The 14,244-nt window shown below is 38.7% G+C and carries 12 protein-coding genes; 8 read left to right on the forward strand and 4 right to left on the reverse strand.

Annotated features, from left to right (window positions below; all coding sequences use genetic code 11):
• A complete protein-coding gene (locus tag F8M42_RS05865) occupies nucleotides 1–1,740 on the reverse strand; it encodes a B12-binding domain-containing radical SAM protein (protein ID WP_182188407.1) in 1,740 nt (579 codons plus the stop codon).
• Nucleotides 1,741–1,973: 233 nt separating this feature from the next.
• On the opposite strand from F8M42_RS05865, the gene F8M42_RS05870 reads away from it, so the two are divergent.
• Nucleotides 1,974–3,638, forward strand: a complete 1,665-nt coding sequence (locus F8M42_RS05870; protein WP_182188408.1) for a DUF4127 family protein — start codon at nucleotides 1,974–1,976, stop codon at nucleotides 3,636–3,638.
• A 174-nt stretch (nucleotides 3,639–3,812) separates the two neighbouring features.
• Here F8M42_RS05870 and arsA read toward each other — a convergent pair whose 3' ends face one another.
• From arsA to F8M42_RS05885, 3 genes are all read right to left on the reverse strand, one after another.
• Entirely contained in the window at nucleotides 3,813–5,549 is a 1,737-nt protein-coding gene (gene arsA / locus F8M42_RS05875) for an arsenical pump-driving ATPase (RefSeq protein WP_182188409.1), read from the reverse strand.
• A 1-nt stretch (nucleotide 5,550) separates the two neighbouring features.
• Nucleotides 5,551–5,922, reverse strand: coding sequence for an arsenite efflux transporter metallochaperone ArsD (gene arsD / locus F8M42_RS05880; RefSeq protein ID WP_182188410.1), 372 nt, complete (start codon nucleotides 5,920–5,922; stop codon nucleotides 5,551–5,553).
• Between the two features lie 63 nt (nucleotides 5,923–5,985).
• Nucleotides 5,986–6,315, reverse strand: coding sequence for an ArsR/SmtB family transcription factor (locus tag F8M42_RS05885; RefSeq protein WP_182188411.1), 330 nt, complete (start codon nucleotides 6,313–6,315; stop codon nucleotides 5,986–5,988).
• Between the two features lie 331 nt (nucleotides 6,316–6,646).
• Between F8M42_RS05885 and F8M42_RS05890 the strand changes: the two genes are divergently transcribed.
• The 7 genes from F8M42_RS05890 (at nucleotide 6,647) to F8M42_RS05920 (ending at nucleotide 14,176) form a co-directional block, all read left to right on the forward strand.
• Nucleotides 6,647–8,917 (forward strand): DNA topoisomerase 3, encoded by a 2,271-nt coding sequence (locus tag F8M42_RS05890; RefSeq protein ID WP_182188412.1) that lies wholly within the window; start codon nucleotides 6,647–6,649, stop codon nucleotides 8,915–8,917.
• 147 nt (nucleotides 8,918–9,064) lie between these two features.
• Entirely contained in the window at nucleotides 9,065–10,414 is a 1,350-nt protein-coding gene (locus F8M42_RS05895; RefSeq protein WP_182188413.1) for a hemolysin family protein, read from the forward strand.
• A 136-nt stretch (nucleotides 10,415–10,550) separates the two neighbouring features.
• The gene (gene pfkA, locus F8M42_RS05900) at nucleotides 10,551–11,516 is read left to right on the forward strand and encodes a 6-phosphofructokinase (protein ID WP_182188414.1); all 966 of its coding nucleotides are present in this window, start codon (nucleotides 10,551–10,553) and stop codon (nucleotides 11,514–11,516) included.
• A 200-nt stretch (nucleotides 11,517–11,716) separates the two neighbouring features.
• Nucleotides 11,717–12,124, forward strand: coding sequence for an acyl-CoA thioesterase (locus tag F8M42_RS05905; protein WP_182188415.1), 408 nt, complete (start codon nucleotides 11,717–11,719; stop codon nucleotides 12,122–12,124).
• A 29-nt stretch (nucleotides 12,125–12,153) separates the two neighbouring features.
• On the forward strand, nucleotides 12,154–12,963 hold the full coding sequence (gene murI, locus F8M42_RS05910; protein ID WP_182188416.1) for a glutamate racemase: 810 nt from the start codon (nucleotides 12,154–12,156) through the stop codon (nucleotides 12,961–12,963).
• A gap of 16 nt (nucleotides 12,964–12,979) precedes the next feature.
• Nucleotides 12,980–13,498 carry a hypothetical protein gene (locus F8M42_RS05915; RefSeq protein WP_182188417.1) on the forward strand — a complete coding sequence of 173 codons (519 nt, stop codon included), beginning with the start codon at nucleotides 12,980–12,982 and terminating at the stop codon, nucleotides 13,496–13,498.
• A 21-nt stretch (nucleotides 13,499–13,519) separates the two neighbouring features.
• A complete protein-coding gene (locus F8M42_RS05920) occupies nucleotides 13,520–14,176 on the forward strand; it encodes a coenzyme F420-0:L-glutamate ligase (RefSeq protein ID WP_182188418.1) in 657 nt (218 codons plus the stop codon).
• The last annotated feature ends 68 nt before the right edge of the window (nucleotides 14,177–14,244 follow it).

A 14,244-nucleotide genomic window follows, 5' to 3' on the forward strand; every position in this document is an offset into this window, starting at 1 on the left:
CTATAAGTCACCTGGATCTATAGAAATTTTTTTTACGGCAGGTCTGGTATAAAGAAACAATACGGGAGACATTTTGCTCTTGATATCACCTGTCTGCTCAAATTGTAAAACGTCGACTGTAAAATATTCTACATGATATTTTGTTTTTATATCACGCCAATTAATGAATTTATAATCAGGAATATATTTTTTGACGGCAACAGAGTTTTTCCAGAAATTTTCCAACGTTTTGTGTAGTTTTTTTTCACTCCAAGGCAAAAATTCAGCCTTGAATCGTCCCCTGTCGGAACATAAAGCATCAAAGCGCAATAATTCATTGATTGTTTTTCGTTGAACCGGCTGCCAGATATTGACAAAATCAGCCAGATAGCTGTACAGCAATTTAGGTGAGTGCGGTGTCTTATCCAATTGCCGTTTGTGCCAAAATCGTGTTAGCGCGGTGAAGAATATAAATGCATCATTTTGTGTAAATTTGCAAAGATATCTTATTGTATATCTAAAACGTCCGGAATTATAAAAAAGATCAAATACCTCAACAAATGTACGTAGAAATCGCATTTCATCAGCAGACAGATAATTGTTTGATAATACCTGATAAGGCGCTGTGGGCATAAATTCATAGTTATGTTCAGTGACCAGGGATTCCATGGCAGAGCCTTTAAGCAACTTTAAGAAACCTACCTGGAGCATATCAGGCTGCAGAGCATAGGCTTCATTAAATGAATTATGCAGTGAGACCATGTTTTCATACGGCAGCCCGATTATCAGATCTGTATGGACGTGTATATTTTTTTGGGAAAGGATAGTGTGAATGTTAGCTGTTATTTTACTCCAATTATTAACGCGGCTGACTTGTTTTAAAGTGTTGGTATTAGTCGATTGAATACCAGCTTCCAATTGTATGCGGCCGGTTGGCATTTGTTTCAGTAAAGCCAATGCATCTTCATCCAGATGATCGATAGCTACTTCAAAATGAAAATTGGTGCGGCAGTTTTGTTTAGATAAAAACTCCCAGATTGGCATAAAATGCTTTTTATCGGCATTAAAAGTCCTGTCAACAAATTTAACTTGTTTTACGTCGTGGGCAATGAAAAAGGAAAGTTCAGCCAATACTTTATCGATTGCGCGGTAGCGTACACCTTTGGTAGCACAGGATAAACAATATTTGCAGGAATATGGACAGCCGCGTGAGCTTTCATAATAGATTATACGTTCACCAAGTTCAGCAATGTCCTTTTCACAGTAGGGAAAAGGCAATTTGTTAAGGTCAGGAAAGACAACAGGAAAACCAATTTTTTCATCAGTTTGGCTGCAGCGATAGGCAAGCCCCGGAATAGTATCGGGAAGCTTATCTTCCAACAGGCTGGACAGTAATGAATGCAATGGCTGTTCACCTTCACCGCGGATAACAAAATCGACCATTGGAAAATTACGCATAAAACTTTTAGTATCATAAGATACTTCCGGACCACCGCAAATTATTTTGGTATCAGGTAAAAGTTTATTGAGTAATAAAAGCAATTTTTTTATCAGCTCAATATTCCAAATATAGCAATCAAAACCGATTATGTCAGGCTTTTTGTCAAAAATCTGGTCAGCTATTTCCAATAAGTGATTATTTATTGTAAATTCACTGATTTCAATACTGCAGGGAAGATCACGGCAATAGTTTCTTAAATAACGTACAGCTAAAGACGAATGGATATATTTGGCATTTACAGCGATAAGCAGCAGTTTCACATAAATCCTCCTGATGATGTCGCCATGAAATAATAAAATCGACATCTCGCTTGCATTATACATAATTGAATTTATATGTCAAGTCAGCATATTATTATTTAATGGGCAAATACCGTGTTAAATATAGGAAATAACGTTATTATTATTTTTATGTTGTATCATGGATATATTTATTTTTATGACATTTTATGATATTCTAATACATTAGAGAATTTAACGTTGAGGTGGATTTTTTGAATATATTTTTGTCAGTGTTGAATCGGTTGGATTGGAAGAAGATACTGGCAGCCATTATGATTGGCTTTTTTTCGGCTAACATACAGGCAGCCACTGTGTCAGCAAAAAAACCAAAGGAGAAAGTCATACTATACGTACCGCATGATAATCGTCCTATTTCTGATAAACAAACAGTGGAGGTAGCCCAAAAGGCTAATGTCATTATTAAAGTACCGCCCGAACAATTGCTGGGGAATCGTACTGAACCGGGAGATCCTGATGGCCTGTTTAAATGGGTAATGGATAATGCTGAAGATGCAGATGCTGCAGTTGTCTCATCTGATTCATTCCTCTATGGCAGCCTGGTGGCATCGCGTAAGCATGACTTTGCTAAAAATACAATTTTACAAAGGACCAATAATTTTATTGAAATACATAAGAAATATCCTAAACTGCCACTATATGTATTTTCTTCAATAATGCGTACTCCTAAAAATGCCGCGGCATCAGGAACTGAAGAACCGGAATATTATCAAACTTATGGGGCGGATATTTTTCAGTATACAGCATTGCTGGATAAAGATATTTCAACAGGACTTTCCGGTGATGAATTAAATAAAATGATGGACCTGCGGCAGCGCATTCCAAGCAGTGTTATTGGCGATTGGCTTGACCGACGGCAAAAAAACTTTCAGGCTAATAGGGTATTGATCGAGCTGGCCCGCAACGATATAGTTTCCTATCTGGCACTAGGGTGTGATGATAACGCACCATATTCCCAAACACATAATGAAAGAGTAATGCTGGAAAAATCTGCCCAGGGTTTGTCAACAGATAGATTTAGCATTGTGGAAGGTGTTGATGAATTAGGGTTATTATTGATTACAAGGGCAATAAATAAGTTTAATAATTATCAGCCGTTGATAGCTATAAGCTATGCCAATGGGTATGGTGGGGCTACAATACCTTCTTATTCTGATGAACCTATTGATAATTCGGTTCGTTCCGAAATATGTCTGGTAGGAGGAATACCAACTGCTTCGATAGAAAAAGCAGCAATGATAGTATTGGTAAATACAAATGTCAGCGGTTGGACTTACGAAGCCGGAGAAGCAGCAAATTCACCGTATCCGCGTGCCAATACAGAATCATTTGTGGATAAGATAGATCAGTATATAAATATGGATATCCCTGTGGCAGTCGGCGATATAGCATATGCCAATGGAGCTGACAACGCTCTTATGCGCTTGTTGGCTAAACGGCATCTGTTGTTTAAATTAAATTCGTATGCTGGTTGGAATACAGCAACCAATAGTACGGGCTGGTCCATCGGTCAGGGAATTTTATCATTGCACATGAAACCGGAGGATAAAAATAAACTGTTGCTGATGCGTTATGTCGATGATTGGCTATATCAGGCTAATGTACGTCAGACAGTAGCCAGAGCACTTAATATTTTCCCTGGTCAGGGAACAAAATTACTATTGGGAGATAAAATAGAACCGGCACAAATAGATGCCCAGCAGATGGCACAAGAGTTTTTTAATGAACAACTGCCATTTTTACAAATACGGGCCGTAAAGGTGGATTTCCCTTGGGATCGCTTGTTTGAGGCCGATATTCAAATATCGCGCAACCCCGATGAATATGAAAAAAGATTTTTTAATAGTTACAAAAAATGAATGTGCAAAGGGGTTGTCACATGCAACCATTTTCATTCATAAATATGCAATATTCCGCCTGCTTTATCTCGCTTTTAAAAGAGCGGGAAACCGTGCAGCGGTGGTAGTTGCATTCTTATGAGGTCAATGATGTTCATGCGACAGCCCCTTTGTTTTTTATAAAGAGTCATTAGTTTAAAGAGTCATTAGCAAGTCACCCTTAAGTTCATCATAGTGCCAGGTGATAAGACTGAATTTACCGGCAGTATGTCTGTTGATGCGGTTAATCCATTCAATTTCATTTTCGGCTTTTGCCGTAAGCATAGGATTGGATGTATTTAGACCTTGCAGGGATTTATTAATGATCCACCATTTTGTCGGGATTCCCGCCCGGTTTAAGTCATCTTCCAGCCGCAGTGCCTCATAGACAGGGGTTACTTCAGGCAGTGTTACGATAAGAACTGCCGTTTCACTTGATTTAAGCCGCGGTAACAGTTGCTTTATTGACTCAGAGGTCTCACCTTTTGTACGTTTGATTTCGTGATCATAATTTTGCGTCGATTGTAATAAAAGTAATGTATGACCACTGGGCGCTGTATCAATGACTATGATTTCGTCGTCGGCTTTTGCTACAATTTCGGCAAAAGCGCGGAACACTGCAATTTCTTGTGTGCAGGGTGATTGTAAATCTTCTTTAATATAAGCCATATCAGCATCGCTTATCCCTGCAGCGTGGGCTTTGTCGATGACTTCGGATTGATATTTTTGTAATTCTCTGATTTCGTCAATATGACTCATGGTAATACCACAAGTCTCATTTAGAACAAATTTTAAATGTGCAGCTGGATCAGTGGTTGTAAGGTGAACTTTTTTACCACGGTTGGCAAGGTTTAAGGCGACAGCGGCAGCAATTGTGGTTTTTCCTACACCACCCTTTCCCATTGTGAAAATAACACGTTTATCAGTTGCGGATAATTCATTAACTATATCATTTAAATTGGGGATTTGTGATATAGTTAATTTTTCTGTGCATTTTGTTATATGGTCACTGTGCAGCATTGCACGCACATTTTCAATACCAGTGACATTATAAGCTCGTAATGGTACTTCGTAGCAAGGTAAAATTTGTAATTCTTTCGGCATAGAGTTAAGTGCTGTTTGCTGTTTTCTATATAAACTGGCAGAAAGTTTATCGTGGTGTTCAGGTAAAATACCGTTAATAATTAGAAGCTGATTACTGATGCCCAGAGAAAAAAGATCAGCATGAGCTCGTGCTGCTTCTGCAAGTGGAGTTATTTCCGGACGTGTGACAAGAATGATAGTGGTCATTTCCCTATTGGATAAGGTTGTAACAGCCTGCCGATATATTGTTTTTTTATTTTCCAGACCAGAAAGCTGACCGAGACAGGAAGCACCGTGGGTGCTTTCACTAATGAAACTGGTCCATGCAGATGGAAGCTGCAGCATCCGTAAGGTATGACCGGTAGGGGCAGTATCAAAAATAATATAGTCATATGTTTTTTGTATCGTATCATCCGTAAGAAAATTGGAAAATTTGTTAAAAGCTGCAATTTCTATAGTACACGAACCGGAAAGTTGTTCTTCCATGTTTACCAAAGCTGCCTGGGGCAGTTTACCGCGGTAAGGGGCGATGACGTTTTCCCGATACTCTGCGGCAGCCTGTACAGGGTCAAGATTTGCTATAAATAAATTTGGAATAGTCGGGACAGATGATACTTCATTTGTAAGTGGTATTGAAAAAACATCCTGTAAGTTTGAAGCAGGATCAGTACTGATCAGTAATACCCGCTTTCCGCTGTCAGCAAGGGATACAGCAGTCGCACAAGCAATGCTGGTTTTTCCTACACCACCCTTGCCGGTATAAAAAAGATATTTTGTCAGCTTAACGTGGTGAGGATCAAAAATGTTCATTTTAACAGCAGCCTCCTGTACAACAATCATTGTTTTGCGGTTTTTCGGCGATTTTATTTAGTAGATCAGCAGGAAGATCCAGCCATTTTATAAATTCTGCATTGGCAGGATATCTGCCGATAAGAATTATTTTGTCATCCAGTAGAACGACTGGCAGACTATCAGGACCCTTATCAAAGAGAAATTTACTAATTATTTTATTGTTTATAAATGCCATTGGTGTACTGGTAAGGTTATAACGTTCAACTGATATGGTATGTTTTTTTAATATATCAAGTACGGTTGAAATACGAAGCAGTTCAGGATCAACTGTGGCACCACATAATCCGGTAGAACAACACATGGCAGGTTCAAATATTTGCATAGTTTTCATAAATGTTACCTCTTTTTATTGAATAAATTTTTAATTTAAGCACTCTGAAAGTGCAAAGATTTTTCAAAGTGTAGAGTGTTTATTGGAAATTTTCGTGTGACAAATGCATTCGGCTGAAGAAGAAAATATCTCACCAAGATTTTTATAAAAATTTTGTAGATTTTTTTTGTTAAGTGAATAGTTTGTCCATTTCCCTTCCTGTCGGGCATTCACTATACCGGCATCTATTAATACTTTCATATCATGGGAAAGTGTCGGCTGGGTGATCTCAAACTCTTCCAATAATTTGCAGGCACAATACTCGCCGCATGAGAGGATGTCAATGATGCGCAGTCGCTTTGGGTCGGCAAGGGCTTTAATAATTTTTGTGTTTTCAATATACTTTTGTTCCATTACAAACCTCACAGTAATTAATTATACATAGAAAAAATTCTATATATAGAATATACTTCATATAGAAAAAAGTCAATATGTTTTAATTTATTTTTATAACACTAACTACAAAACAGCTGGTATACTTGCAAATAAATACAGTTACAATTATAATATAAAATATATATTTATAGATAATTATGCAAATTTTCATGAGAGTTTGGATGATTTTTATAGAAAAATTTAATAATATGATATGAAGGCTGTCGTTGTTATTAAAACGGCAGCCGTCTTTTTAACAGAGGATTGATTGCTGTGCTTTGGCAGTACTTTGGATAGGAGAGCGTTTGATTTGCGGTTATATATTGCGGAAAAACCTAGTATGGGAAATGAAATAGCAAAATGTCTCAACGGTCCAATAAAAAGACATGATGGTTATTTACAGACAACGGACGGAGTGGTTACGTGGGCTTTTGGGCATATACTCCGTCAGGCGGAGCCCAATGAATACGATATTAAATATAAAGTATGGCGGGCGCAGGACCTGCCAATAATACCTGATAAGTGGAAGATGCTTATTGAGGATTCATGTAAAAAACAATTTAATATAATTGAATCATTGATTGCAAAGGCTGATGAAATAGTTAATGCTGGTGATCCGGATCGTGAGGGCCAGTTATTAATTGATGAAATTTTGGATTATGTTAAAAACACGAAACCAGTCAAGAGAATTTTATTAAACGCTTTGGATGAAAAAAGTATAAAAAAAGCTAATTCTGTTTTACAGGACAATAAAAATTTTTTGCCGTTGAAATTGTCGGCTTTAGCTCGTGCACGGGCAGATTGGTTAATTGGAATGAATCTTTCAAGAGCGTATACTCTGGCGGCCAGAAGAGCCGGACATAATAAATTAGTATTGCCGGTAGGCAGGGTAAAAACACCGACATTAGCACTTGTTGTGCGGCGTGAAAGAGAATTGAAGGATTTTAAACCGGTAGATTATTATATAATAAAAGCGGATTTTAAAACCGTGGACAGTACTTTCGGAACCACTTGGAAAGCGCATTCTGCACAATCCGGGCTTGATTCCGAAGGCAGGCTTGTCGATAAATCAATTGCAGATGAATTACTGGCAAAATTTGCGGCAGAAAAAAATCAGGCAACAGTATTAAATTATAGTAAAACGGAAAAGAAAGAATCGCAGTGTCTGCCATTTTCTCTATCCTCATTGCAGGTTTTGGCTGGGCGGCATTTCGGTTATGAACCGCAGCAAGTGCTGGATACGGCTCAACATTTATACGAAAGGAAACTTACGACCTATCCGCGGTCCGATTGTGAATATTTACCTGTCAATCAATTGGGAGATGCAGGGGGAATTTTAAATAATTTACAGGCATGCGGTGAAACTGATTTACAAAGATGGGCAGCGGATGCAGACAGCAAAATAAAAAGCCGGGCTTGGAATGATAAAAAAATCTCGGCCCATCACGCAATTATTCCTACTTCAGTACGGATAAAAACAGCTTCACTTAATGCTATGGAAAGAAATATTTATTTTCTTATTGCCAGGAGTTATATTGCTCAATTTTATCCGCTGCATATTTTTGATCAAATTAAATTGTCATTAAAATTTGCCGGAGAAAATTTTCAGGCAACAGGACGGACAGAAAGACAGCTAGGTTGGAAATCATTGTATATGTCGGAAAAACATCCGTCGGAAAATGAAGAAGATGATACTAAAAACGCAATTCTTCCGGTAATTAATAAGGGTGATTTACTCGAATTCGCTGCAGCAGCTGTCGACAAGCGGGCTACCAAACCGCCGTCACGTTTTACGCCGGCGACTTTACTGGCGGGTATGAAGGAAATACATAAATATGTGAAGGATGAGGCGACTAAAAAGAAACTGAGGGCCATATATGGAATTGGCACGGAAGCTACCAGAGCTTCGATTATTGATGATTTGCTGCGACGTAAGCTGCTAAAGACGGAAGGACGGAAAAAAAGTCTTGTGCCGACGCAAACTGCTTATATGCTGGTTGATGCTTTACCGGATGAACTGCTTTATCCGGATGTCACAGCTGTATGGGAAGATTATCTAAATGAATTAGCAAAAGGGACAGGAACTGTAGAAGACTTTCTGGCAGAACAAATACAATTTACTAAATTACTTTGTAAAAAAGCTTTTGACAGTGCCATGCCCATATTGGGCGAACATATTTGTCCTCTCTGCAAAAAAGGCATAATGGTAAGGCGGACTGGGAAAAAAGGCGTATTTTGGGGTTGTTCCAATTATCCGCGATGTCATATGACGTGCAATGATAAAAATGGCGAACCGGATATGAAAATGGCACTGTCACGTGTGGTGATGAAAAAGGAACAGCCAATTGGTGCAGCTTTTTCGGTGGGAATGGTATCAGCCTTGGACATGGTCAGACGGGCAAGAGAAAAAGATGCTGTACAGCAAAAAGTGAAGCCGGCAGATAAAAAATATTTGTGTCCGCATTGTAAAGAAGGTCTGCTGAAACGGCAAAAGGGGAAAAATGGTTATTTTTGGGCATGCTCCAATTATCCGCATTGTACGGCAAATTTTGATGATGATAATAATAAACCGGAATTGTAACTATTTGGTAAAATGTTGCTATGGGAATAATAATCTACTTTATCGGGAAGGAATTTTTTATCTGATTTTGAATTATAATATACGATGATATAATATATAAAGACGCGATAAATTTTGGAGGTGAATACCTGCTTGCGCAGGTAATTATTGGATATTTTTTCTGTTCTGCTCAAATTTTTGCTGGTTTTGTTCCTGGTATTCATGAATGGTTTTTTTGTTGCCGCCGAATTTGCTGTTGTAAAAATTAGAACAACACGATTGGATATATTGATTGAACAAGGTAATAAAAGGGCTAAGTATGCTAAAATGCTTACAGAGCACATGGATGCATCACTTTCTGTTACACAGCTTGGTATAACGCTGGCTTCTTTGGGTTTAGGCTGGGTCGGTGAACCGGCGGTCTCTGAAGTTATTGAGCCAATTTTAAAAATATTGCAGGTGGATCCGTCGCTAAGCTATTCTATATCTTTGGTGATGGGGTTTTGTATAATTACAGCACTACATATTGTATTGGGGGAACTGGCACCTAAATCGATGGCTATCCAAAAAGTAGAACCGGTGGCATTGGGAATTGCTCTGCCGATGATTATTTTTCATCGCATTATGTATCCGGCGGTGTGGTTTTTGAATCATGTTGCCAATTGGGTAGTAAATAAATTGGGGTTTCGTCCTGCCGGTGAGGAGGAAGCGGCACACACCGAAGATGAGATCCGCATTTTAATGGAAGAAAGTCACAGACATGGCTATATTGATAAGACGGAACTGACCTTTGTTGACAATGTATTTGATTTTTCAGATCGTAACGTGCGTGAAATAATGATACCGCGCACTGATATGGTATGTTTATATTTGGAGGATTCTCCTGATGAAAATATCAAGACGGCCTTGGAAAAACATTTGACCCGTTACCCCATTTGTCGGGAAGATAAGGATAATATCGTGGGTTTTTTGCATATCAAAGATTTACTGCGTTCTTTATACATTGGCAAGAGACCTGATCTGCTGTCATTTATCCGACCAGTACCGTTTGTACCTGAAACAATGCCAATAAGTAATTTACTGCGTACTATGCAGCAGCACCGTGTACAGTTAGCTATAGTGGTGGATGAATATGGCGGTACAGCCGGTATGGTGACTATTGAAGATATCATTGAAGAGATAGTCGGTGAAATACAGGACGAATTTGATGAAGAACGGCCTCTTATTGAAAAGAGGGGCAGGCAGTTGTATTCAGTGGATGGGCGAATGCTGCTTAATGAACTGGATGATATACTGCATATTGAAATTTCGGCAGAAAATGTTGATACTGTCGGTGGCTGGCTGGCAACAAAAGTTGATACACCACCGCGTATAGGGCAAATGACGGTATATGATACAAATAAATTTTTTGTTGAAGAGGTGGAAAATATTCGTATAAAACGAATATTGATCAGGCTGGGCACAGGATTGAGTGAAGAACCCGATGAGATAAAATTTCAGGAGAAAAAATATAAATAAAGGTTATCTTTGGGGGTCTTTTTATAAAAAGACTTTACTTTTAGACTGTAATTATCTAAAATAAAAATAATTATAGTTCATTAGGATTATATAAAGCCTGATTTAGAACTTAGTGAAAACAGGGGAGAGTGGCAAAATGTTAAAATCCATTGCAGTGTTGACTAGCGGCGGTGATAGCCCAGGAATGAATGCAGCTACACGCGCAGTTGTTCGTACCGCAATTTTTGAGGGAGTCAAGGTCTGGGGCATTTATAACGGTTACCAGGGAATGATTGAAGACGATATACATGAGTTGACTTCCCGCAGTGTAAGTGACATTATTCAACGTGGCGGCACTTTTCTGGGAACAGCGCGCAGTGAAGAATTCAAGACGGAAGCAGGCCGTAAAAAAGCACTGGCCAATCTAAAAAAACATGAAATAGAAGGGCTGGTCATTATTGGCGGTGATGGAAGTCTTACCGGTGGATCACTTCTCAGTAAACTCGGTGACGGTATGCCGATAGTAGGCCTGCCAGGAACTATTGACAATGACGTATGGGGAACAGATTATACTATTGGTGCCGATACAGCTGTCAATACAATTTTGGATGCGATAAACAAACTGCGCGATACGGCATCATCACACCGGCGGATAATTGTCATTGAAGTAATGGGAAGAAAATCAGGCTGGCTTGCCATGATGTCGGGCATCGCTGGTGGTGCTGAATATATTTTAGTACCGGAGGCAAAATTTGATTTAGACCAAATATGTCGGGAATTGAAGGATTCTTACACCAGCGGGCGGCGCTATAGTATTATAGTCGTTGCTGAAGGAGCTGGCAGCGGCATTGAAATCAGCAAACAAATAGGGGCAAAAACCGGTATTGATACGAGAGTATCAGTTTTAGGACATATACAAAGAGGCGGCTCTCCTAGTGTGGAAGATCGTTTGAAAGCAAGTATATTGGGAGAACGGGCAGCTTTGGCTGTCATTTCAGGTGTTTCCAATGTGGTCTTTGGGTTTAATGCCGGTAAAGTCGTAAGTATCGATTTATTTGATTCAGTTAACAATACAAAGACGCTTGATCCAGAATTAGTACGTCTGGCACGCGTTTTAACCTGATTGATATTTTTTGTTTACCTGCAGACACATTATAATTATTGGAAAAGCCGATATGACTTTGTCGTATCGGCTTTTCCAATAATTGCTTTATTTTTCATTAGCAATGTGTTATATTTGAATGAGTCTGTTATTTTACTATTGTAGTGGGTTGGCGGCAATTAATGCGGAATTGTTGAAATAATATGGTGGGAGGCATAGCGATGGTCACAATGATAAATTATCGTGTCCATTTTTTTGATACTGATGCAATGGCTGTTGTGCATCATGCTAATTATATAAGATGGTTCGAAATAGCGCGGGTAGATTTTTTGCGTAAAGCGGGTATAATACTCACGGAAATGATGGATGATGGTTATGTATTCCCGATAACTGATGTAAGGGTAAAATACCTGTCGTCAGGATATTATGATGATATTCTGACGATAAAAACCATACCTACTGCATTGACACGCGCAAAAATGGAATTTTCCTATGAAGTATATCGGGAAAAGGATAATACACTTTTGGTGAAAGGTTTTACGCAAAATGTGTTTACTAATAAAAATACGGGTAAAATTGTACGTCTGCCAGCCAAATATTATGATAAAATGCGGCAGGCCTTAAAATAAAATCATACGCTGATTAGGAGAGAATGCAGATGCAGGCTTGTGCACCAATTGGAGTTTTTGATTCTGGATCGGGAGGGCTTACTGTTGCTTATCAATTACATAAAATTTTACCATCGGAAAATATAATCTATGTCGGTGATTTGCAAAGAATGCCTTATGGACCACGTAATCCGGAGGAAATAATAAAATTTATGCAGCAGTTTTTGAATTTTTTTAAGCTAAAAAAAGTAAAAATGGCTGTTTTTGCTTGTAATACAATGACCTCATGGGGATTCGATGCGGCTGCCGGCAGAGAACCGTATTATCTTGTACCAATGAATACGGCTGTAGCGGAAGCTGTTGCAGTTTCGCCACATAAAAAAATAGGGGTAATTGCCACTGAGGCAACGGTAAAGAAAAATTTCCATAGTGATGTAGCTGCGGAGCTTGATAAGGATATTCAAGTTATAGCGCGGGCTTGTCCTGAATTTGTGCCGCTTATTGAGGGCGGGCATATCGATGATATGGCGATTGAAACGGTGGTCAGGCGCTATATGGCAATGTTTTCTGCTGATAAAATCGAAGCGCTCATTTTGGGATGTACACATTATCCAATAATTAAAGATTTGTTGAAAAAATATCTGCCGTCTTATGTTACATTGGTAGATCCGGCATTATCCACAGCTGAAGCGGCAAGGAATATTTTAGAGCAAAACAAACTTATAAATGATGACAGGCAAAAGGGCAGTCTGGAATTCTTTTTTTCGGCAATGCCTGAACATGCCGGAGAAATGGTGAAGATTGTGATGGGAATTGATAATCCGGTTATCAGCGGTATAGATCTGAGTAAGTTTAATTGATTTAGGGGGTAAATCAATGGAAGTATTGATTATAATAGTCATAGGGATAATATATCTGATTTGGCACAATATCGGTGATGCTGATATTAATTTTAAAATAAAGGAACATACGCCTTTTGTACTTGATGAATTAAAAGAAGATAAGGCCGTTTTTTCTACTGAGATTGAAATTAGTAATGATGGAAAGCAATGTGCGACAATAATGGATTGCTTCATACGTTCCCAGCTGCCTTATGAACAATTTGCCGGTGTGAAAGTATATGGTAAAGCTGAACTAAAAAATGTACCGCGTGAAGATGACTATTTTGAAGCGGTACTGATTCAAAAACATGAAAAAATAAATATTGTAATAAAAATAACATTACTTGACCGCAATAAACAAAGCATTAAGGAAACATTACGGCATGTTGTCGATATACCAGTAGATGTGGTTTATCAGCATACTGCGCGCCATAAGGCGGCATTGGACAAGAAACGGCTTGTGCTGCCGGCGGCAGAAATTGCAGCTTTACTCAATATAGAACTTGTAGATTGATATTTTGGGGGTAGAATATTGATGAATGATGTCGAAATAGTTTCAGTGCCGACTAGAATAATTACAGAAAAAGATAATATTGTAGACATTATAGAACGGTATACTAAAGACAAGGTCACTGAAAATGATATCATATCGGTGGCTGAAAGCGTGGTTGCAATAACACAAGGAAGATTTGTGCGGCCGGAAGACTTAAAAATATCCAAAACAGCACTTTTTTGTTGCCGTTTTATTCCGGACTATGGCAGTCTGGCCAGCCCGCACGGTATGCAGTCATTAATGGATGTGGAAGGCAAATGGCGGGTTGCGGCGGCCTTGTTTTTAGGATTTGCAGCTAAATTAATTGGTAAAAACGGATGTTTTTATAAATGGGGCGGCGAGCAGGCAGCACTCATTGATGATGTGACCGGGACAATGCCGCCTTTTGATAAGTGCATTGTTTATGGACCTGATAAACCAAATGAAGTCGTAAAACAAATAAAAGATCGTTTGGGTTGCTTTGGTGCAGTCATTGCAGATGTAAATGATTTGAAACGGTCTCGTATTGTTGGAGTGACTGATGCGGTGGATGGGAATAAGGTTGCTAAACTTTTATTGGATAATCCCTTTGGCAACGCATCGCAAAAAACACCAATTGTTATAATAAAGAATTTTAAGCAGTATCAAGAAGAAAATTAAAAAATGATGCCGGCAGATTCATTCTGCCCGGCATATTTTTTACTTCATATCAGTCAAGTGTCATATAG

Source organism: Pectinatus frisingensis, assembly GCF_014076555.1.
Classification (GTDB): Bacteria; Bacillota; Negativicutes; order Selenomonadales; family Selenomonadaceae; genus Pectinatus; species Pectinatus frisingensis.